Source organism: Pseudomonas sp. PICF141 (assembly GCF_002286815.1).
Taxonomy (GTDB): domain Bacteria; phylum Pseudomonadota; class Gammaproteobacteria; order Pseudomonadales; family Pseudomonadaceae; genus Aquipseudomonas.
The window spans coordinates 13,042-32,680 of the sequence record NZ_MUNM01000045.1 but is presented as its reverse complement, the minus strand read 5'-3'; the positions used below and the strand labels follow the sequence as shown (position 1 = coordinate 32,680).

At 59.2% G+C, this 19,639-nt stretch carries 17 protein-coding genes; 11 read left to right on the top strand and 6 right to left on the bottom strand.

Annotated elements, in window-relative coordinates; translation table 11 throughout:
• Positions 1–86 precede the first annotated feature (86 nt).
• The 3 genes from BZL43_RS12450 to BZL43_RS12440 all read left to right on the top strand — a co-directional run bounded on the left by BZL43_RS12450 (position 87) and on the right by BZL43_RS12440 (position 6,094).
• On the top strand, positions 87–1,754 hold the full coding sequence (locus BZL43_RS12450) for a VRR-NUC domain-containing protein (RefSeq protein WP_095632580.1): 1,668 nt from the start codon (positions 87–89) through the stop codon (positions 1,752–1,754).
• A complete protein-coding gene (locus BZL43_RS12445) occupies positions 1,751–4,027 on the top strand; it encodes an ATP-dependent DNA helicase (protein WP_095632579.1) in 2,277 nt (758 codons plus the stop codon). Before BZL43_RS12450 ends, BZL43_RS12445 begins: the two co-directional genes overlap by 4 nt.
• Before the next feature lie 144 nt (positions 4,028–4,171).
• Complete coding sequence (locus BZL43_RS12440) at positions 4,172–6,094, top strand: PAS domain-containing sensor histidine kinase (RefSeq protein WP_095632578.1); 1,923 nt, start codon at positions 4,172–4,174, stop codon at positions 6,092–6,094.
• A 127-nt stretch (positions 6,095–6,221) separates the two neighbouring features.
• Here BZL43_RS12440 and BZL43_RS12435 read toward each other — a convergent pair whose 3' ends face one another.
• The 3 genes from BZL43_RS12435 to BZL43_RS12425 form a co-directional block, all read right to left on the bottom strand.
• Entirely contained in the window at positions 6,222–6,698 is a 477-nt protein-coding gene (locus BZL43_RS12435) for a hemerythrin domain-containing protein (RefSeq protein WP_095632577.1), read from the bottom strand.
• Between the two features lie 222 nt (positions 6,699–6,920).
• Positions 6,921–8,267 (bottom strand): sodium:proton antiporter, encoded by a 1,347-nt coding sequence (locus BZL43_RS12430; RefSeq protein ID WP_095632576.1) that lies wholly within the window; start codon positions 8,265–8,267, stop codon positions 6,921–6,923.
• Between the two features lie 55 nt (positions 8,268–8,322).
• Positions 8,323–8,934, bottom strand: a complete 612-nt coding sequence (locus BZL43_RS12425) for a Yip1 family protein (protein WP_095632575.1) — start codon at positions 8,932–8,934, stop codon at positions 8,323–8,325.
• 170 nt (positions 8,935–9,104) lie between these two features.
• Here BZL43_RS12425 and BZL43_RS12420 point away from each other — a divergent pair, with 170 nt between their 5' ends.
• Genes BZL43_RS12420 through BZL43_RS12410 form a run of 3 tightly spaced genes read left to right on the top strand, consistent with a single transcriptional unit; the run spans position 9,105 to position 10,598 of the window.
• On the top strand, positions 9,105–9,629 hold the full coding sequence (locus BZL43_RS12420) for a CinA family protein (protein WP_095632574.1): 525 nt from the start codon (positions 9,105–9,107) through the stop codon (positions 9,627–9,629).
• Complete coding sequence (locus BZL43_RS12415; protein ID WP_095632573.1) at positions 9,626–10,144, top strand: hypothetical protein; 519 nt, start codon at positions 9,626–9,628, stop codon at positions 10,142–10,144. The genes BZL43_RS12420 and BZL43_RS12415 overlap by 4 nt, the downstream gene beginning before the upstream one ends.
• Before the next feature lie 7 nt (positions 10,145–10,151).
• Entirely contained in the window at positions 10,152–10,598 is a 447-nt protein-coding gene (locus tag BZL43_RS12410) for a DUF421 domain-containing protein (RefSeq protein ID WP_095632572.1), read from the top strand.
• Between the two features lie 129 nt (positions 10,599–10,727).
• Here BZL43_RS12410 and BZL43_RS12405 read toward each other — a convergent pair whose 3' ends face one another.
• Positions 10,728–11,585, bottom strand: a complete 858-nt coding sequence (locus BZL43_RS12405; protein ID WP_095632571.1) for an SDR family oxidoreductase — start codon at positions 11,583–11,585, stop codon at positions 10,728–10,730.
• A 195-nt stretch (positions 11,586–11,780) separates the two neighbouring features.
• Here BZL43_RS12405 and trbK point away from each other — a divergent pair, with 195 nt between their 5' ends.
• Complete coding sequence (trbK, locus tag BZL43_RS12400; RefSeq protein ID WP_095632570.1) at positions 11,781–11,954, top strand: entry exclusion lipoprotein TrbK; 174 nt, start codon at positions 11,781–11,783, stop codon at positions 11,952–11,954.
• 77 nt (positions 11,955–12,031) lie between these two features.
• Here trbK and BZL43_RS12395 read toward each other — a convergent pair whose 3' ends face one another.
• Positions 12,032–13,186 (bottom strand): MalY/PatB family protein, encoded by a 1,155-nt coding sequence (locus BZL43_RS12395; protein ID WP_095632569.1) that lies wholly within the window; start codon positions 13,184–13,186, stop codon positions 12,032–12,034.
• Positions 13,187–13,409: 223 nt separating this feature from the next.
• Between BZL43_RS12395 and fdnG the strand changes: the two genes are divergently transcribed.
• The 4 genes from fdnG to fdhE are packed head-to-tail and all read left to right on the top strand — an operon-like array spanning position 13,410 to position 19,001.
• Positions 13,410–16,475 (top strand): formate dehydrogenase-N subunit alpha, encoded by a 3,066-nt coding sequence (gene fdnG / locus BZL43_RS12385; RefSeq protein WP_143517853.1) that lies wholly within the window; start codon positions 13,410–13,412, stop codon positions 16,473–16,475.
• Entirely contained in the window at positions 16,476–17,420 is a 945-nt protein-coding gene (gene fdxH, locus BZL43_RS12380) for a formate dehydrogenase subunit beta (protein WP_095632566.1), read from the top strand.
• On the top strand, positions 17,417–18,070 hold the full coding sequence (locus BZL43_RS12375) for a formate dehydrogenase subunit gamma (RefSeq protein ID WP_095632565.1): 654 nt from the start codon (positions 17,417–17,419) through the stop codon (positions 18,068–18,070). The genes fdxH and BZL43_RS12375 overlap by 4 nt, the downstream gene beginning before the upstream one ends.
• A gap of 4 nt (positions 18,071–18,074) precedes the next feature.
• Positions 18,075–19,001, top strand: coding sequence for a formate dehydrogenase accessory protein FdhE (fdhE, locus tag BZL43_RS12370; RefSeq protein WP_095632564.1), 927 nt, complete (start codon positions 18,075–18,077; stop codon positions 18,999–19,001).
• Between the two features lie 116 nt (positions 19,002–19,117).
• On the opposite strand, the gene BZL43_RS12365 is transcribed toward fdhE, so the two are convergent.
• A complete protein-coding gene (locus BZL43_RS12365; RefSeq protein WP_095632563.1) occupies positions 19,118–19,480 on the bottom strand; it encodes a DUF6124 family protein in 363 nt (120 codons plus the stop codon).
• Positions 19,481–19,639: the final 159 nt, after the last annotated feature.

The following is a 19,639-nucleotide window of genomic DNA, read 5'->3' as shown; positions in this document are numbered from 1 at the left end:
GCCGAATAGCGTCGCCACTGATCCTTTTCCGTTTGCACCGGGCGGGGCATAGCTGGTATCTGTACGCATAACCAGTACTCGTAGCCATGGCCCTATTGCCCGTGATTGTAAAACCACTCGATGACCCGTTCTATTACTTGAACAACTTCATGCAAGTGCTTGATTGGCTTGAACATCGTTATGCCGATGTATTGAGCATCGAGGAACAGGCTTTCATCCGCGACTTCAATCTTCTACCCCGTGAGTCCCAGGCACTTCTGGTCAGGCTGGTGATGCGCAAGGGCGTGCATTTCAGGGCCGGCAAACTGAGTTACGTCGAAATCGGCGACATCGACAGCGCCGCGACGCCGCTACTGGCATCGGGCTGGCTCGATGAACAATCGCCGTTGCACATCGAGGACGTGTTCGAGGTGTTGCTCAAGGCCGAGATTCTCCAATGCTTTGGCAGCGTCATCGATCAGCCCAAAGGAAAGAAGACCGATTGGCTGCCGGTCCTGAGTGAGCAGTTTCCCCACGCACACAGTTTTGCCCAATGGTGTCCGGCCCTGAATGACCGGTTGTTCAGCCTGACCGTCATGGGCCTGTGCGACCGATTGCGGCTGATGTTCTTCGGCAATCTTTATCAGGACTGGTCGGAATTCGTGCTGGCCGACCTGGGCATCTTTACCTACGAGAAGGTTGAGTTCTGCGCCGAATCCCGTGGCTTGCGCAGTCGCGAGGACGTCGATGCCTGCCTGTTCCTGCACAGCTGCCAGCAGCGTTTCGAGGCCGGTGAGGACGTGGCGGACATTGTCGAGCAGATCAACGGGCTGCAACTCGACAATCCCTGGCTGCAAAAACGTCGCGGCAAACTGCTGTTCCAGATCGGCCAGCATTGCGAGCGCGTCGCGGATTTTTCCACTGCCCTGAACCTCTACCGCCAATGTGCCTACCCCGGCGCGCGTCTGCGGCTGATTCGGGTGTTGGAGCGCTGTGCTGAATATCAACTGGCCATGGACCTGGCCACCCACGCCGAGCAAGCCCCTGAAAGCGCCGCCGAGCATCAGCACCTCTTGCGTGTGTTGCCCAGGCTGCGGCGCAAACTGGGTGGTCCGCCAATCAAGCGGCCCACCCCTCGGGCCATGCAGCGTCTGGACCTGCAACTGCCCCGGCACGATCCGGCATTGTCGGTGGAGTCTTACGTTCAGGCGCACCTGGCGGACGATTCGGCGCCGGTGCATTACGTCGAGAACAGCCTGATCAACTCGCTGTTCGGGCTGTTGTGCTGGCCGGCGATCTTCGCGCCGTTGCCGGGGGCGTTTTTTCACCCGTTCCAGCGCGGGCCGGTGGACCTGCTCAACGAAGATTTTCATGCGCGGCGCGCGGATCTGTTCCAGGCCTGCCTCGCCGAACTCGATGACGGGCGTTATGTGCAAACGGTACGCGAGCGTTACAGCGCCAAGTGGGGCGTGCAGTCACCGTTCGTATTCTGGGGCGCGCTGAGTGAGGAACTGCTGGAGCAGGCGCTCGATTGTCTGCCCGCCGAACACCTCAAGCACTGGTTCAATCGACTGCTGCTCGACATCAAGGCCAACCGCGCCGGCATGCCGGACCTGATTCAGTTTTGGCCGCAAGACAAAACCTACCGGATGATCGAAGTCAAAGGCCCCGGCGATCGGTTGCAAGACAATCAATTGCGCTGGCTGGAATTCTGTCACGAGCATCAGATGCCGATCGCCGTGTGCTACGTGCAATGGTCGGAGCAGGGCGCGTGAGCTACAGCATTGCGGTGCGGGCGCTGTGTGAATTCACCGCTAAGGTCGGCGACCTCGACCTGCGCTTTACCCCGTCGCCAACCGCACTGGAAGGCATCATCGGGCATCGTACCGTGGCGTCACGGCGCAGCGAGGGTTACCAGAATGAAGTCGCGCTGGAGGGCCAGTATCAGACCTTGACGGTGAAGGGCCGGGCGGACGGCTACGATCCGGCGCAAAACTGCCTTGAAGAAGTCAAAACCTACCGTGGCGACCTGAGCAAGCAACCGGCCAATCATCGCCAGTTGCACTGGGCGCAGGCGAAGATCTATGGCGCGTTGATGTGCCAGAAATTGCAGCTGGAGCAGATTAATCTGGCGCTGGTGTACTTCGATATCGTCAGCGAAAAGGAAACCTGTCTGGTCGAGGCCTTCAGCGCCGACGAACTGCAGCTGTTCTTCGAACACCATTGCGGGTTGTTCCTGCACTGGGCCGAACAGGAAATGGCCCATCGCGAAGGGCGCAATCTGGCGGCGCAACAGTTGGCATTTCCCCATGCCGATTTTCGTCCCGGGCAACGGCATCTGGCCGAGTCGGTGTTCAAGGCGGTCAGCACCGGTCGCTGCCTGATGGCCCAGGCTCCGACCGGAATCGGCAAGACCGTTGGCACGCTGTTCCCGATGCTCAAGGCGTTGGCGCCACAGCAATTGGACAAGGTGTTCTTTCTCACGGCGAAAACCCCGGGGCGCAAATTGGCGCTGGACGCCGCTCAGGTCATCCTCGACAACGCCGATGCTCCGCCCTTGCGAGTCCTTGAGATGATCGCCCGGGACAAGGCTTGCGAACACCCGGACAAGGCCTGCCATGGTGAGTCGTGCCCGTTGGCCCAGGGTTTTTATGATCGTCTGCCGGCCGCGCGTCAGGCCGCCAGCCAACTGAGCTTGCTGAACCAGAATGCCTTGCGCGAAGTAGCCCTGCAGCATGAGATTTGCCCCTACTACCTGAGCCAGGAAATGGCCCGCTGGGCAGACGTGGTAGTCGCCGACTACAACTACTATTTCGACTTCAGCGCGTTGCTGTTCGGGCTGGCCCAGGCCAATAACTGGAAAGTCACGGTGCTGGTGGACGAAGCCCACAATCTGGTGGAGCGCGGCCGGCAGATGTACAGCGCCAGCCTCGATCAGGCGACATTGAACAGCGTGCGAAAAAATGCGCCCGAGCCACTGAAGAGATCCTTGCAGCGGGTCAATCGCGAATGGAATGCCCTGCATGACCAGCAACTCAGTCCCTATCAGGCCTACGACAAAGCCCCGGAAAAACTGCTTCAGGCGCTGTCCTTGTGCTGCGCGAGCATTGGCGACTACCTGAACGATTACCCTCAGGGCCTGGACAGCGGCTTGCAGAATTTTTACTTCGACATGCTGCAATTCGGCCGCGTGGCTGAACTCTTCGATGAGCATTTTCTGTTTGATATCAGCAAGCGCGATCTCGAGCGCAAGCGCAACCTGTCGCAACTGTGCCTGCGCAATGTGGTGCCCGCCGGTTTCATCCGCCCGCGCCTGACTGCTGCGCGTAGCACTGTGCTGTTTTCCGCCACCTTGAGCCCTCGGCATTACTACGCCGACTTGCTGGGTACACCGGCGAATACAGTTTGGATTGATGTGGAGTCGCCGTTCAGCGCCGAACAGTTGCGCGTACAGATCGTCAACCAGATTTCGACCCGCTTTATCCACCGCAAGGCATCCCTTGAACCCATCGTCGAATTGATCGCCAGACAGTTCGCCCAGCGCCCCGGAAATTACCTGGCGTTTTTCAGCAGCTTCGATTACTTGCAGCAAGTGGCGCAATTGTTGGCCGAGCGGCATCCACACATCACGCTGTGGTCGCAATCTCGGGGAATGGGGGAAGGGCCGCGTCAGGCCTTTCTCGAGCAATTCACCGTCCATGGTCAGGGCGTCGGTTTTGCGGTGCTGGGTGGCGCATTCGGAGAAGGCATCGATCTGCCCGGCGCGCGATTGATTGGTGCATTTATTGCTACCTTGGGGCTGGCGCAACTCAATCCGGTCAACGAACAAATGAAACAGCGCATGGCGGCGATTTTCGGGGCCGGGTATGACTACACCTACCTGTTTCCTGGCGTGCAGAAAGTCGTGCAAGCAGCGGGGCGGGTGATCCGCACTCAGCAGGATCAAGGGGTGGTGATGCTGATCGATGACCGGTTTGGCGAGAGCAAGGTCAAGCAGTTATTGCCGCGTTGGTGGTCGGTCGAAACTGCCCTTGAGGCAGTGCAGTAAAACTATTCATTGAGCGTTCAGGGTATCTGGAACAACGGTCAGTGGCGCACACCCCTTGCGATCGGATCGAAGTGCCTTTTTCGGAACTGTCTTATTCCCTGGTTTGTCGCATACTCCAGAGAAACAATGGATGGGTGAGATGTCATGAGAGCTGCCCGGACCAAGATTAATGCCATCGATGAGATGCGCTGTCGTCTGCTGATCGATGCTGTGATCGACTACGCGATCTACATGATTGACCCCGATGGCATCATCACCAGTTGGAACGCTGGGGCCAAGCGTTTCAAAGGGTATGAGGAAGCGGAAATTCTCGGCCAGCATTTCTCGCGTTTTTATACCGAAGAAGATCGCCATGCCGGCCTGCCTCAACGTGCTCTTGATACCGCCATTGACGAAGGGCGTTTCGAAGGCGAAGGCTGGCGGGTTCGCAAGGATGGCACGCTTTTCTGGTCCCATGTGGTCATCGATCCCATTCTCGATCCGTCGGGCAAGTTGTTGGGTTTTGCCAAGATCACCCGGGATTTGACCGACCGCAAAATGGCCGAGGAAACCCTCAAGCAAAGTGAGCAGCAGTTCCGACTGTTGGTGCAAAGCGTCACCGACTACGCCATCTACATGCTCGCCCCGGATGGATGTCTGACCAACTGGAATCCAGGGGCTCAGCGCATCAAGGGTTACCTGCCCGAAGAAGTGATCGGCCAGCATTTCTCGATGTTTTATACCCCTGAAGATCGCGAAGCCGGTGAACCACAACGGGCGCTGGAAATGGCTACGCGCGAAGGGCGATTTGAAAACAACGCCTGGCGCGTGCGCAAGGATGGCACGCGGTTTTTTGCGCATGTGGTGGTCGACCCGATTTGGGGCGACACCGGCACGTTGCTGGGGTTTGCCAAGATCACTCGGGACATCACCGAGGTCACCCAAGCCCAACAAGCGCTTGAGCAAACCCGCGAAGCGTTGTTTCAGGCGCAGAAAATGCAGGCCATCGGTCAACTCAGCGGCGGGATAGCCCACGACTTCAATAATTTGCTGACGGTCATCCTGGGCAATCTGGAAGTCGTTCGCAAACGTTCGGCGGACGACCCGAGAATCACCCGTTTGCTCGACAACGCCACTCAAGGTGCTTTGCGCGGCGTGTCCCTGACCCAGCGCATGTTGGCGTTTGCCAGGCGTCAGGAACTCAAGACCGAATCGGTCGAGATACCGGCATTGATACAAGGGATTACCGGGCTGTTACGCAGCGCTCTGGAACCTACGGTCAGCATAGAAACCCGCTTTCTGCCTGGACTTGTGCCAGTCATGGCCGACGTCAATCAGCTCGAACTGGCGATATTGAACCTGGCGACCAATGCCCGCGATGCCATGCCAGAGGGAGGAAAACTTGTCATCAGCGCGCAAACGGAAGACGTCCCCAATCAATCGAAATTGTCCCTGGCACCAGGCCGCTATGTCTGCCTGAGTGTCACGGATAAAGGGGAAGGCATGGATGACGCTACCCTGGCGTCAGCAATGGACCCTTTCTTCACGACAAAAGGTGTCGGCAAAGGCACTGGCCTGGGGTTGTCGATGGTTCACGGGTTTACAGAACAATTGGGTGGGCGACTCATTCTGAAAAGCCAGAAGAATGTCGGCACGATTGCCGAACTCTGGTTACCCGTCGCAATCGCCGGCTCGACTGCCGCAGTCGTCAGCGAGGATACGGCCGTGTCGCGTGTGCCGCGTTTGCGTGTATTGGTCGTGGATGACGACAGCCTGGTATTGACCAGTACCAGCTTGTTGCTTGAGGACTTGGGTCATCAAGTGATCAGTGCAGCGTCCGGCGCCCAGGCACTGGCGTTGTTCGACAGCGAGCAGGATTTTGACCTGGTCATTACGGACATGGTCATGCCCAAGATGAATGGTGCGCAACTGGCGCAGGCTATTCGGCTCATCAGGCCGCACCTGCCGATCATTCTCGCCACCGGTTACGCCGAACGCCTGGAGGGCTTCGAGTCCAGGCTGCCGCGCCTGTCCAAGCCTTTTACCCAGGTCAATCTGGTGGAAGTCATAGCCTTGGCGATGAAGTGATGCTCAAGCCGAACGCAGCCTCGCTGGGGCTCGACAGCTGCTACAGGCGGATGCAGTCAACAGATTTTCGCGGGGGGCGTTAATCAAAGGCCCGTCATGCGCCGGGCCTTTGCTGTTCGCCAACCTCTCAAGCAGCGAGAATCGGCGCGCCCAGTTCTTTTTTGTAGCGGGCTTTCAGGCTTTCCATTTCCGTACCCAATTCGTCGAGTGTCGTTTTGCCCAGCAATTTTTTTGCCTGAGGAAACATTTCCGTTTCCTCTTCTTCAATGTGATGTTCCAGCAGTTCCTTGACCACTTTCACGCGACCGGCAAATTCGACGGTGGAGGGGTCAGTGGATTTCAGGTCCGGAAGCACCAGCGTATCGACGGCGCGATGTTCTTCCTTGGCTTCGTAATACATCACGTCCTGTTCCTTGCCTCCGGCTTTTTTGTACGCCGGATACAAGACTTCCTCTTCCAGACGGGTATGGATCGTGATTTCCATTTCCAGTTTGGCCAGCAGTTCGGTGCGCTTTTTCACCCCACGTTCGGTGGACTCGCTCAACTGGGCCAGGATGCCTTTCACGCGTTCATGGTCGGCTTTCAACAGGTCAATGGCGTTCATGGTCAAACCTCTTGTTTCATTTGGGACAAGCGCAAACGGTCTTCCTGCCGTTGTCGCTCATAGAGCTGGAGCATTTCCCGTGCCTGTTTCTATATTTTTGAAAAATTCATTTAAAACAGTGAGTTAGAATCAAAGCAGGGCGGCGTTTGTCGTGCAACCTGCAAGAATAACCGCTGCTGTTCAATGCAGGTTGAACGAACGATTGCCTCGCCCGAGAAGGTGTCAGGCGTCCGGTTCACGGCGCCGTTCATAACGGGCCAGCATCGGTTGAGTACTGATGCCATGCGCCAGAATGCTCAGTGCCACCACCGACAACGTCAGGTCGGTGCACAGCGTCGCTGCCGCCGGACCGAGGTCGTGGTTCAAGGCGTAGAACAGGTAATAAAAACTCCCGATCCCGCGAATCCCGAACCAGCCGATCAACAGCTTCTGGCGACCCTCCAGCAAGCGTCCCCATGGCATGAGCCATACGCACAAGGGGCGAATGGCACAGAACAACACCAGCGCAATCACCAACGCTCGCCAGTCCCAATGGCCCACCAGCACCACGCCCAGCAGAGTGACCAAAAACACCTCCATGGCCCGTTCCACCAAGCTGCCGAATGCCAGCATGTCGCCCATCATGATGCCCGCCGCGACCTGGGTTTCTGGCAGATTCGCCACGTCGCCGTGGACGGCAGCCTCAGGTTCGACGTTCTGGTGGCCGACGATCGGTTGCACCAGATGCTCGGCAGGGATTCGCGCGTCGCCGGTGGATTTGACTTCAGCTTGCCGCAACCCCAGGCCGGCGGCGAACACCGACAGAAAGCCATAGCCATGGATCACCTCGGCCGCGACGTAAGCGAGGGCGATCAGGGCCAGGGTCAGGTAATCGTTAGGGGAGATGGTGCTGTCGGCATTGCGGATGCGCATCGACAAGGTCAAGCGACCGATGCCGTGGCCCATCCAGTAACCGATAAACAAACCGGCAGGCACGGCCCACAGCACACTTTTCAATGCCCAGCCACTGAGCCAGGCGTCGCTATTGCCGCCCTGCTGCACGAAAAGTAAGCCTAGGATCACGAAAGGGAAGGCGATGCCGTCGTTCAGGCCTGCCTCCCCGGTGAGCCCGAAACGCACCGAGTCGTAATCTCTGGCGTCGTTGACCTGCAACAGCGAGGCCAGTACCGGATCGGTGGGGGCCAGAATCGCCCCGATCAGCAGCGACGGCCCCCACCCCAGGGCAAAGCCGTAATGCAGCAGCAGGCAGATGCCAGCGATGGTCATAATCATCACCGGTCCCGCCAGGCCGAACGCCACTCGCCATCGAAGATCCTTCAGCGGCAGGCGCAATTTAAGCCCGCAGACAAACAGCGAAAAAAGCACCGCGACTTCCGTCAGATGCTCCATCCAGATCGCCGTGTCCTTGATGTCCAGCTTCAACAAGCCCAGGCCACCCGGCCCGATCGCCACGCCCAGCGCCAGGCACACCGCCGAGGTGGTCACCGGCATCCAGCGAAGATAGGACGAGGTCAGCGCCAGGGTCAGCAGCACCGCACCCAACACCGCCACCCATACAATGAAGCTCATGGCCGGTTCTCGGAGGTGTACCGCCGACCGTCGGCGGATAGCGGACTCAGCACAATCAAACGCCGGACACGCGCAGGTATTCAGGCCCCAGGTAGTTGAACCAGAGCAGAATCATCTCCACCAAAATCGTTACCAGTACCAATAGCCCGACGCCCCACACGCTCGCCGCATACAGCAGGCCTTGCTCCTTGCGCTCGTGCATGAAGATCGGCAAACCGACGAACAGCAGAAACGTCGAATAGAGGGAGGCCGCTCCCAGCACGGTGATCGCCAGCCAGCGACTCGGATAGAGCCCGGCGATACCTGCGAGGAAAAACGGAGTGACCGTGTAGGCAGCAAAACCGATGCACTGATTGACGGTGGGGCGTGAGTCGAAGGTGCGCGACATCCAGCGGATGAACAGCCCCATCAGCACCACGCCGACAATGATGCTCAGGTACAGCAGCCCACAGAGTTGCAGGGCGCTGGCGGCACTGAGTTTGACCGTTTCGTTTTCGACCAGGCTCCAGCCGACGTAGGTGGTCCCGATAAACAGGCACACGGCGGGAATCAAGGCCAGCAGCAGGAGATGAGCGAGGTAATGGCGCGGATTCGCTTCTTCTTCTTTGCGGATATCTGTCCAGACGAAATTGGGCTGAGTGAAGAGCCTGACAAAAGGTGCGGACATATCGACCTCCAGATAACAAGCAGCCCTTCAAAGGGGCTCCCTAACAGTATTGAGGTGCATCCAGCGCCGGGGGTTCATTTTTTATCGGGGGGTATGGGCGGTCTGCCCGAGGGAATGTTTGCAAGCGTCAAAGGTCAACCGAGCAGTTCCTCTTGCCTGGAGGCCCTGCCATGAACGTCAGCCATACCGTCGTCGAATATTTGCGCCACCACGACCTGCGACTGACCACTGCCGAGTCCTGTACCGCCGGAAAGATCGTGACTTTACTGGCCGAAGTGCCAGGCAGCGGGGACCTGATCGAGAGTGGCTACGTGGTCTATTCTTCTGAAGCCAAACAGCGGTTACTGAACGTCAGCCCCCATACGATCGAAGCCTTCAACCTGACCAGTTGCGAAGTCGCTCGCGAAATGGCCTTGGGCGCCTTGCTCGACAGCACCGCCAACGTCGCCGTGGCCACCACCGGTATCCTGGGGCCGGAGGATGTCGACGGGATTCCGGCAGGTACCGTCTGTTTTGCCTGGGCTTATCAGACCGAGAAAGGAAAGTGGGTATTCACTCAACAGCATCGCTTTTACGGCTCGCGCAGCAAGGTTCAGTTGCTGGCCGCCGAACATGCCTTGAAGCGGATCTCGTTTTTTCACAAACGCGCCCTGGCCGGTGACAAGACCGGTGAACAAGATCGGGTAAACCAATGAACGAGCATTCCCGCCGTACCGAATACGACAGCCGCGATTTTCCGGTGCGCGAAGACATGGCCTATCAGATCAAGGTCTGGCGATTCGAACGCTGGGGCTGGTACGTGATGGTGCTGCTGGTGGTGTTGGCGTTGCTTGGCTTGTTTTCCCGTGGCCCGCTCAGTTCCCGGGACGTTCTGGGCAGCGATGGCAAGGTGCGGGTGGAGTACGAGATGTTCCACCGTCATGGCTCGACCAATCCGATGAAGGTCAGTGTGGTGGGCCGGCCGGATACCACGGTTGAGCTGGAACTGACCGGTAAACTGCTGGAGGGCTTCGAAATCGAAACCCTGCAACCGGAACCTGTGCGTGCACTCAGTGGCGAGCAGGGCATGAAACTGTGGGTACAAACGGACGCGCAAGGGCAGGCCAGTCTTTACCTGACTTTGCGTGGCGAGGGGCTGGGCCTGTTTCGCAGCCATATCGCCTCGCCCGGTGCAGCCTCCGTCAAGGTGGATCAATTCATTTTCCCTTAGGTGACTTATGGATTCGGTAGTGCGCGCAGTCGTGATGTACCTGGCATTGATGGTGCTGTTCAAGATCGCCGGTCGGCGCTCGCTGGCCGAACTGACGACGTTTGATTTCGTGCTGCTGATGATCATCGGCGAGGCGACCCAACAAGCGCTGGTGGGTAATGATTTTTCCCTGACCAATTCGATGCTGGTGATCATCACGCTGATTGCCCTTGACGTCGGCCTTTCACTGCTCAAACAGCGCTCGCAATGGGTGCAGCGGCTGATCGATGGCGGGCCGACGATCATTGTCGAAAACGGCAAGATCCTGCATCAGCGCCTGCGCAATGCGCGACTGGTCGAAGCAGATATCATGGAAGCCGCGCGTTCGAGCCAGGGCATTGAAACCCTTGAGCAGATCAAATTCGCCATCATCGAGCGCAATGGCAAGATATCGGTGATTGCTCAAGAACCCTGATTCACCGCGATCCCCGTAGGAGCTGCCGAAGGCTGCGATCTTTTGACTTTGATGTCAGCAAAAGCAAGATCAAAAGATCGCAGCCTTCGGCAGCTCCTACGGGGGCGATCGCAGGCCATGCCGATTGCGTCAAAGCATCGGCTTGCCGCCCGTGACACCATAGCGTTGCCCGGTGATGTAACTGGCTTCATCCGAGGCCAGCAGCACATAGATCGGCGCGACTTCCGCCGGTTGGCCGGGGCGACCGAGCGGGGTTTGCGAACCGAAGTTCTGCACGTCTTCCTCGGGCATGGTCGAGACGATCAACGGCGTCCAGATCGGCCCCGGCGCCACGCTGTTTACCCGGATATTCTTTGGCCCCAGCATCTGCGCCAGGCCGGCGGTGAAGTTGGCAATCGCGCCCTTCGTGGTCGCGTAGGCCAGCAATGTCGGCTTGGGCATGTCGGAGTTGATCGAACTGGTGTTGATGATCGAACTGCCAGGCTTCATGTGTTTTAACGCGGCCTGACAGAGCCGGAACATGGCCGTGATGTTCACATCGAAAGTCATTACCCATTCTTCGTCCGGGATGTCTTCGATGTTTTCGTGGGTCATCTGAAATGCGGCGTTGTTGACTAGAATGTCGATCCGGCCAAAGCGCTCCACCGTTTTGTCCACCAGCGCCTGGCAGTGCGCTTTCTGCCCCACATCGCCAGGCAGCAGCAGGCATTGGCGACCGGCCTGTTCGACCCAGCGTGCGGTTTCCTGCGCATCTTCCTGCTCATTCAGATAGGCCACCACCACATCCGCGCCTTCCCGGGCGAAAGCAATCGCCACCGCACGGCCGATGCCGCTGTCGGCACCGGTGATCAGGGCAATCTTGCCCTCCAGCCGACCCGAACCTTTGTAGCTCTGCTCGCCACAATCCGGATAAGGGTCCATTTTCATCTGGGCTCCGGGGACTGGCTGGCTTTGTTTCGGGAAGGGTGGTTTTGGATAGTCAGTCATCGGGAAATCTCCTCTGTTCAAGGCAAAAGATCCGAGCGCCACCAGCGCTCGTTGAGGGTTGACCCCGGTCTTTTGTCTTGAGTTCGGTTGGACTTCCGACAGGTTTAGCGCAGAGGAAAGTTCGCTGTTCCTGCATACACTCAACTCATGAGTTAGGCTCAATGCGATGCAAGAAAACTCGGTGAGGAGTTGCTCATGAACACTCAATCGTTCGTTGCACTGGCACTGTCGTTGGCATGTCTCGCAGGCTGTGAAAACAAATACGATGTGAACGAGAAAAATTGCGAGCCGAAAAACTTCATGAAGCTGCCGGACGATCAGAAGCGGGAAGCCTTGATCAAGGCTTGCTTGGAGCGCATAACGCCTTGAACAGGATTCAATGCCGGCATATCGCCCATAAAAAACCCGATACACAGGCATCGGGTTTTCGGTGTCAACCTGGGGCGTCAGGCCTGGCGGTTACGCAAACTACGCTCCATCCGCGCGATTCCTTCTTCCAGCAGCGCCCGCGGGCAGCCGAAGTTCAAGCGCACGAACTGCCGGGCGTGATCGCCGAAATCCAGCCCTGCGCTCAGCCCGACCTTGGCTTGCTCAAGGAAGAACTGCTGCGGGTTATCCAGCCCCAGCGCCGTGCAGTCGAGCCATGCCAGGTAAGTGCCCTGAGGAATGTTCATGCTCACACCCGGCAGCCGCGTACGAACCGCCTCCACCAGATAGTCCCGATTGCCTTGCAGGTAGGCCATGAGTTCGGTCAGCCACGGGCCGCCTTCGTTGTAGGCGACGCGGGTGGCTTCCAGGCCCAGCGGGTTGACGCTGTCGACCATGCCGCAGCGAGCGCTGTTGACCCGATGACGCAGTGCCGCGTCCTGAATGATCATGAACGCCGTCTTTAAACCGGCGATGTTGTAGGCCTTGCTCGCTGACATCAGGGTGATGGTGCGCTGGGCGATCTGCGGGCTGAGCGAGGCGGTCGGAATGTGTACGCGCCCGTCGAAGCACAGTTCGGAGTGGATCTCGTCGGAGATGATCCAGGCGTCCTGTGCCAGGCAAATGTCGGCGACCGCTTGCAGTTCCTCGCGTGGGAAGACCTTGCCCAGCGGGTTATGCGGGTTGCTCAGCAGCAGCGCGCCGCCGCCCTGCAGGGCCTGGCGCAAGGCATCGAGTGGCGTGGCATAGGTGCCATCGGCCAATGCGTCGAAATCCAGTTCGACTTTGTTCAGCTGCCAGTGGCCCGACGCATGGCGTAGCGGCGGGTAGTTTGGCGTTTGTACCACCACGTTCTGCTGCGGTTGAACCAGCGCATGCAGGGCCATGTTGAACCCCGACTCGATACCCGGCAGGAAGACCAGCTCTTGAGGCTGCACGCGCCAGGCGTATTTGTTCCACAGGTCGGCGACGATGGCTTCTCGCAAGTCATCCTGGGCCACGCTGTAACCGAGCATCGGGTGTTCCAGGCGTTTTTGCAGCGCCTGGATGATCGCGGGCGGCGCGGCAAAGTCCATGTCGGCGACCCACATCGGCAATACGTCGGCCGGGTAGCGGCTCCATTTGGTACTGCCGGTGCCATGGCGGTCGAACACCTGATCAAAATCGAAAGTCATGCTCAGTCTCATAAAAGGCGTGGGGATTAATCCGGTGGTCATGATAAGCGCCAACCTCTGTGGGAGCTACCTGTGGCTCGGGGATTACCCGACTGTCGGTTTTCACACCGCACAAAACAGCATTGTCTACAGTTTAAAGTGGCGGTAGTTCCGTTGCCGTCACCGTGATCGTCCAGAAAAACCCGGCCAATGCACCGGGTTTCCACCTGATCAGGAGTGCACGATGGACCTCAACCGTCGTCAATTCTTCAAGGTCGCTGGTCTCGGCCTTGCGGGCTCAAGCCTCGGTGCGCTGGGGATGGCCCCGGCGCCTGCTTTTGCCGAACAAGTGCGTCATTTCAAGCTCGCCCATACCCATGAAACCCGCAACACCTGCCCGTACTGCTCGGTCGGTTGCGGCTTGATCATGTACAGCCAGGGCGACAACGCAAAGAACGTGGCCCAGAGCATCATCCACATCGAAGGCGATGCCGACCACCCGGTCAATCGCGGCACCCTCTGCCCCAAAGGCGCAGGCCTGCTCGATTTCATTCACAGCCCCAGCCGTCTCCAGTACCCGCAGGTGCGCAAGCCCGGCGCTACGGAGTGGACGCGTATCTCCTGGGATGAAGCACTGGATCGCGTCGCCGACTTGATGAAGGCCGATCGCGATGCCCACTTCGTCGAGAAGAACGCCCAGGGGCAAACGGTGAACCGCTGGCTGAGCACCGGTTTCCTCGCGGCGTCGGCATCGTCCAACGAAGCGGGTTACATCACCCACAAGGTGATTCGCAGTCTCGGCATGCTGGGGTTCGATAACCAGGCACGTGTCTGACATGGCCCGACGGTGGCAAGTCTTGCCCCGACGTATGGCCGTGGTGCCATGACCAACCACTGGACCGATATCGCCAACGCGAATCTGGTTCTGGTGATGGGTGGCAATGCCGCCGAAGCGCACCCTTGCGGTTTCAAATGGGTGACCGAAGCCAAAGCCCATAACAAGGCGCGGCTGATTGTGGTCGACCCGCGTTTCACCCGTACCGCCTCGGTGGCCGACTATTACGCGCCGATCCGCACCGGCACCGACATCGCCTTCATGGGCGGGCTGATCAATTACCTGCTGACCGAAGACAAGATCCAGCACGAATACGTGCGCGCCTATACGGACGTGTCGTTCATCGTCAAGGCCAACTACGGTTTCGAGGACGGCTTGTTCAGCGGTTACGACGCGGGCAAGCGCATCTACACCGACAAGTCTGGCTGGGGCTACGAAATCGGCGAGGACGGTTTCGCCAAAGTCGACCCGACCTTGCAAGACCCACGTTGCGTTTACCAATTGATGAAGCAGCATTACAGCCGCTACACCCTGGAGCTGGCCAGTCAGGTCTGCGGTATGCCCGTGGACGCAATGAAGAAAATCTGGGAAGAGATCGCCACCTGCTCGCAGCCGGGCAAAACCATGACGATTCTCTACGCATTGGGCTGGACCCAGCATTCGACCGGTTCGCAGATGATCCGCAGCGCGGCCATGGTGCAACTGCTGCTGGGTAACGTCGGCATGCCGGGCGGGGGCGTCAATGCCTTGCGCGGTCACTCCAACATCCAGGGCCTGACCGACCTGGGCTTGCTGTCCAACCTGCTGCCCGGTTACCTGACCCTGCCGGCCGAGACCGAACAGGACTACAACGCCTACATTGCCAAGCGCGCACTCAAGCCGCTGCGTCCCGGGCAGATGTCCTACTGGCAGAACTACGGCAAGTTTCATGTCAGCCTGATGAAAGCCTGGTACGGCGCCAATGCCACCGCCGAGAACAACTGGGGCTACGACTGGCTGCCCAAGCTGGACATTCCCGGCTACGACATCCTGAAAATGTTCGACATGATGGGCAGGGGCGAGGTCAATGGCTACATGTGTCAGGGCTTCAACCCGATCGCCGCCTTGCCGGACAAGAACCGGGTGATGAAGGCGCTGGCCAAACTCAAATGGCTGGTGGTCATGGACCCGTTGGCCACCGAAACCTCGGAGTTCTGGCGCAATGCCGGGCCTTACAACGATGTGCAAACGGCCGAGATCCAGACCGAAGTCATTCGCCTGCCCACCACCTGTTTCGCCGAAGAAAACGGCTCGCTGGTCAACAGCGGCCGCTGGCTGCAATGGCATTGGAAGGGGGCCGATGGCCCGGGCCAGGCGCACACCGACGTGAAGATCATGGCCGAGCTGTTCTTGCGCCTGCGCCAGCGTTACCAGGCCAACGGCGGTGCCTGGGCCGAGCCAATCCTCAAGCTCGACTGGCCGTACAAAGTGCCGGATGATCCGACGCCGGAAGAACTGGCCCGGGAATTCAACGGCTACGCCGTCTCCGATGTCACCGACGCTTCGGGCGCGATGATCAAGACCGGCCAGCAACTGTCCGGCTTCGGCCAGCTCAAGGACGATGGCAGCACGGCGTCTGGATGCTGGATCTTCTGCGGCAGCTGGACCGAGCAGGGCAACAACATGGCCCGGCGCGACAACAGCGACCCTTTCGGCATGAAGCAGAACCTGGGTTGGGCCTGGGCCTGGCCGGCGAATCGACGGATTCTCTACAACCGCGCCTCGTGCGACACCCAAGGCAAACCATGGGACGCCAACAAACGGCTGGTGTGGTGGAACGGCAAGGTCTGGACCGGCACCGACGTGCCCGACTACAAGGCCGATGTGCCGCCGGAAGCCGGGATGAATCCGTTCATCATGAACCCCGAAGGCGTTGCGCGTTTCTTCGCCCTCGACAAGATGAACGAAGGGCCATTCCCGGAACACTATGAACCGTTCGAGACGCCCATCGGCATCAACCCGATGCACCCTAACAACAAGCAGGCGACCAGCAATCCGGCCGGACGGGTCTTCGAGTCCGTCTGGGACACCCTCGGGCAGGCCAAGGACTTCCCTTATGCGGCCACCAGCTACCGGCTGACCGAACACTTTCACTTCTGGTCCAAGCATTGCCCGATCAATGCCGTGACCCAGCCTGAGCAGTTCGTCGAAATCGGCGAAGTGCTGGCCAGGGAGAAAGGCATTGCGGCCGGTGATCGGGTGCGGGTCAGCTCCAAGCGCGGGCATATCGAAGCGGTGGCGGTGGTGACCAAGCGGATTCGTCCGCTGCAGGTCAACAATCAAGTGGTGCACCAGATCGGTATCCCGTTGCACTGGGGGTTCACCGGCGCCACCCGTCACGGTTACCTGACCAACACCCTGGTGCCGTTCCTCGGCGATGGCAACACACAAACCCCGGAATCCAAGTCATTCCTGGTCAACGTGGAGAAAGTCTAAATGGCCAGCCAAGACATCATCGCCCGTTCGGCCACCACCACCAGGCCGCCCTCGGTGCGCACCCAAGATGAAGTGGCCAAGCTGATCGACACCACCAAGTGCATCGGCTGCAAGGCTTGCCAGGTGGCTTGCTCGGAATGGAACGAGTTGCGCGACGATGTCGGTCACAACCTCGGCACTTACGATAACCCTCAAGACCTCAGCGCAGACACCTGGACCTTGATGCGCTTCACCGAGCATGAAACCGACGCCGGCAACCTCGAATGGCTGATTCGCAAGGACGGTTGCCTGCACTGCGCCGAACCCGGCTGCCTGGCGGCGTGCCCCAGCCCCGGCGCGATCATCAAGCACGCCAACGGCATCGTCGATTTCGATCAGGACCACTGCATCGGCTGCGGCTATTGCATCACCGGTTGCCCGTTCAACATTCCGCGCATCTCGCAAAAGGACCACAAGGCTTATAAATGCACGCTGTGCTCGGACCGGGTGGCGGTGGGGCTGGAACCGGCTTGCGTAAAAACCTGCCCGACCGGCGCCATCGTTTTCGGCAGCAAGGAAGACATGAAGGAGCATGCCGCCGAACGTATCGTCGACCTCAAGAGCCGCGGTTTCGAAAACGCCGGTTTGTATGACCCCGCTGGCGTCGGCGGTACCCACGTCATGTATGTGCTGCACCATGCCGACACGCCCAGGTTGTACGCCGGATTGCCGGATCACCCGGCGATCAGTCCGCTGGTGGACTTGTGGAAAGGCCTGAGCAAACCCCTGGCGTTGCTGGCCATGGGCGCGGCGGTGCTGGCCGGGTTCTTCCATTACGTGCGTGTCGGTCCACAGCTGGTCGAGGAGGACGAACATCCCGTCACCCTCGACCCGGCGGTGCATGAGTTCGATCCATCGGTGCACACCTTTGATCCGACGAAACCCGGCGGGGGGGACAGGCCATGAACGACAAACCGATCCTGCGCTACACCGCCAACCAGCGCACCAATCACTGGCTGGTGGCGATTCTGTTTCTCGCGGCCGCGCTGTCGGGGCTGGCCTTGTTCCACCCGGGACTGTTCTGGCTGAGCAACCTGTTTGGCGGTGGTTCGTGGACGCGCATTCTGCATCCGTACATGGGCGTGGCGATGTTTGTGCTGTTCCTGGGCCTGGTGTTCAGTTTCTGGCGGGCGAATTATTTCAGCGCCAACGACCGGTTGTGGCTCAGGCGTGTCGGGACGGTCATGCGTAATGAAGAGGAGGGCGTGCCGCCGATCGGCAAATACAACCCGGCACAGAAGCTGCTGTTCTGGGTGTTGCTGATCTGCATGCTGGTGCTGTTGTTCAGCGGCCTGGTGATCTGGCGTGCCTGGTTCAGCGCTTACTTCGGCATCACCAGTATTCGCTGGGCGATGCTGTTGCATGCGCTGGCGGGGTTCATCCTGGTGCTGAGCATCATCATTCACGTCTATGCCGGTATCTGGATTCGCGGCTCGGTCCACGCCATGGTGCGCGGCCGGGTCAGCCGCGCCTGGGCGAGAAGACACCATGAACTCTGGTACCGGGAAATGACCCGAGACGAGACGCCGGAGCCGCCGATCAGCAAAAAAGGATGACCCCTTGGCCACGATCCTCGAGCCTGGGCAGATAGAAGCAGCGGCGAGTTCACCGCCGTTTCTGTACCTGCCACCGCACAACCTGTTCACCTTGCGCGCGCGGCGCCTGGAGCGCCTGGCCGACGGGCATCCATTAGCGGACTACCTGCGCTTGGTTGCCGGACTGTGTCACGTTCAACAAAACCTGATGGACGATCCGCCCGTGGCCGCCATGCCCGATCCCGAACGTCTGCGGGTGTGCATGGAACATGGCTTGCCACCGTTAGCCGCCGACAGCCTGGTGCGTGAAAACGTTTGGCTGCCGTATCTCGAAGCGCTGTTGCAACGCTATCAGCCACCGCCACAAACGGCGGTAGAAAACGCCGTGACCACGTTGCGCAGCGCCAACCCCGGGCTGCTCAAAGCCTGGGCGATTGCCTTGGTCAGCGGCCAGTATTCAATGCTGCCAGCGGAGTTGGTGCCGTTTCTCGGTGCAGCGCTGCAAGCGGCCTGGAGCCATTGGCTGTTGGGTTTAGCCAACCTTGAGCTCAAGCGCGGCGACTGCCTCAGCCAATGCCCGGCCTGCGGTTCGCCGGCGATGGCCGGGGTGATTCGTCATCGGGGCAAATACAACGGTTTGCGTTATCTGGTGTGCTCGTTGTGCGCCTGCGAATGGCATGCGGTGCGGGTCAAATGCGTGTACTGCGAACAGAGCAAGGGGCTTGAATACGTCAGCTTCGAGGATGACCGTCACGCAGCCAATCAGGCACCGTTGCGGGCAGAAGTCTGCCCCGGCTGCAACAGCTACCTGAAACTGATCTACCTGGAAAACGACGCCGAAGCCGAAGCACTTTCGGCAGACCTGTCCAGCCTGATGCTGGATATGCGCCTGGAGCAGGAAGGCTACCAGCGCCTGTCGCCGAATCTGATGCTGGCACCGGGAGGTGACTGAGCGTAAAGCGATCGCAAAACCGGTGCCTGTGGTAGGTCAGCCTTACCGCGATTACCGGTTTTACGACGGCTGCGCAGCCGAACGGGGGCAAGCCCCTAGCGACAGGACGCTTGTGATTACTTAGGTGGTTCGTGTTTGTCCAGCGCTCGGTTCACCGCCAACTCGCCCTGCATGATGACTTGCGCGATGCCTAGAATGGTATGGCGGTGTGGCCCCTGTAGCAGCGCTGCAACATCGTTGAGCATGACGCTGGCCGAAGCCAGTGACTCGCAAGCGTGGGCCAGCAGAGATTCGGTGCCGATCTCTGGGTTGATGATGAACATTTGGCTGGGTTTATACGGCGTGGCCATGACATGGGCACTCGGATTGAGGTAATAATCGAGGGCGCGCTCGGCGGCTTCGTTGAGTTTTTTTGAATCGAGTGATTCGTACGGGGATGCCGGATCTGTGGTCGGCGGATTGGGTGTTATTTTGAACATAGATGAAACTCCTACTTAGAATATTTAGGAGCCATCACCCTCGCTACCAAACGAAGAGTGGCGGCCATACGCGGGTTGGTAGACCGGTCTAAGTAGGAAACCCGGCGCTCACAATGGAGCCCCACGCATGACCACCATATAAAGCCGAGCCCCCAAAAA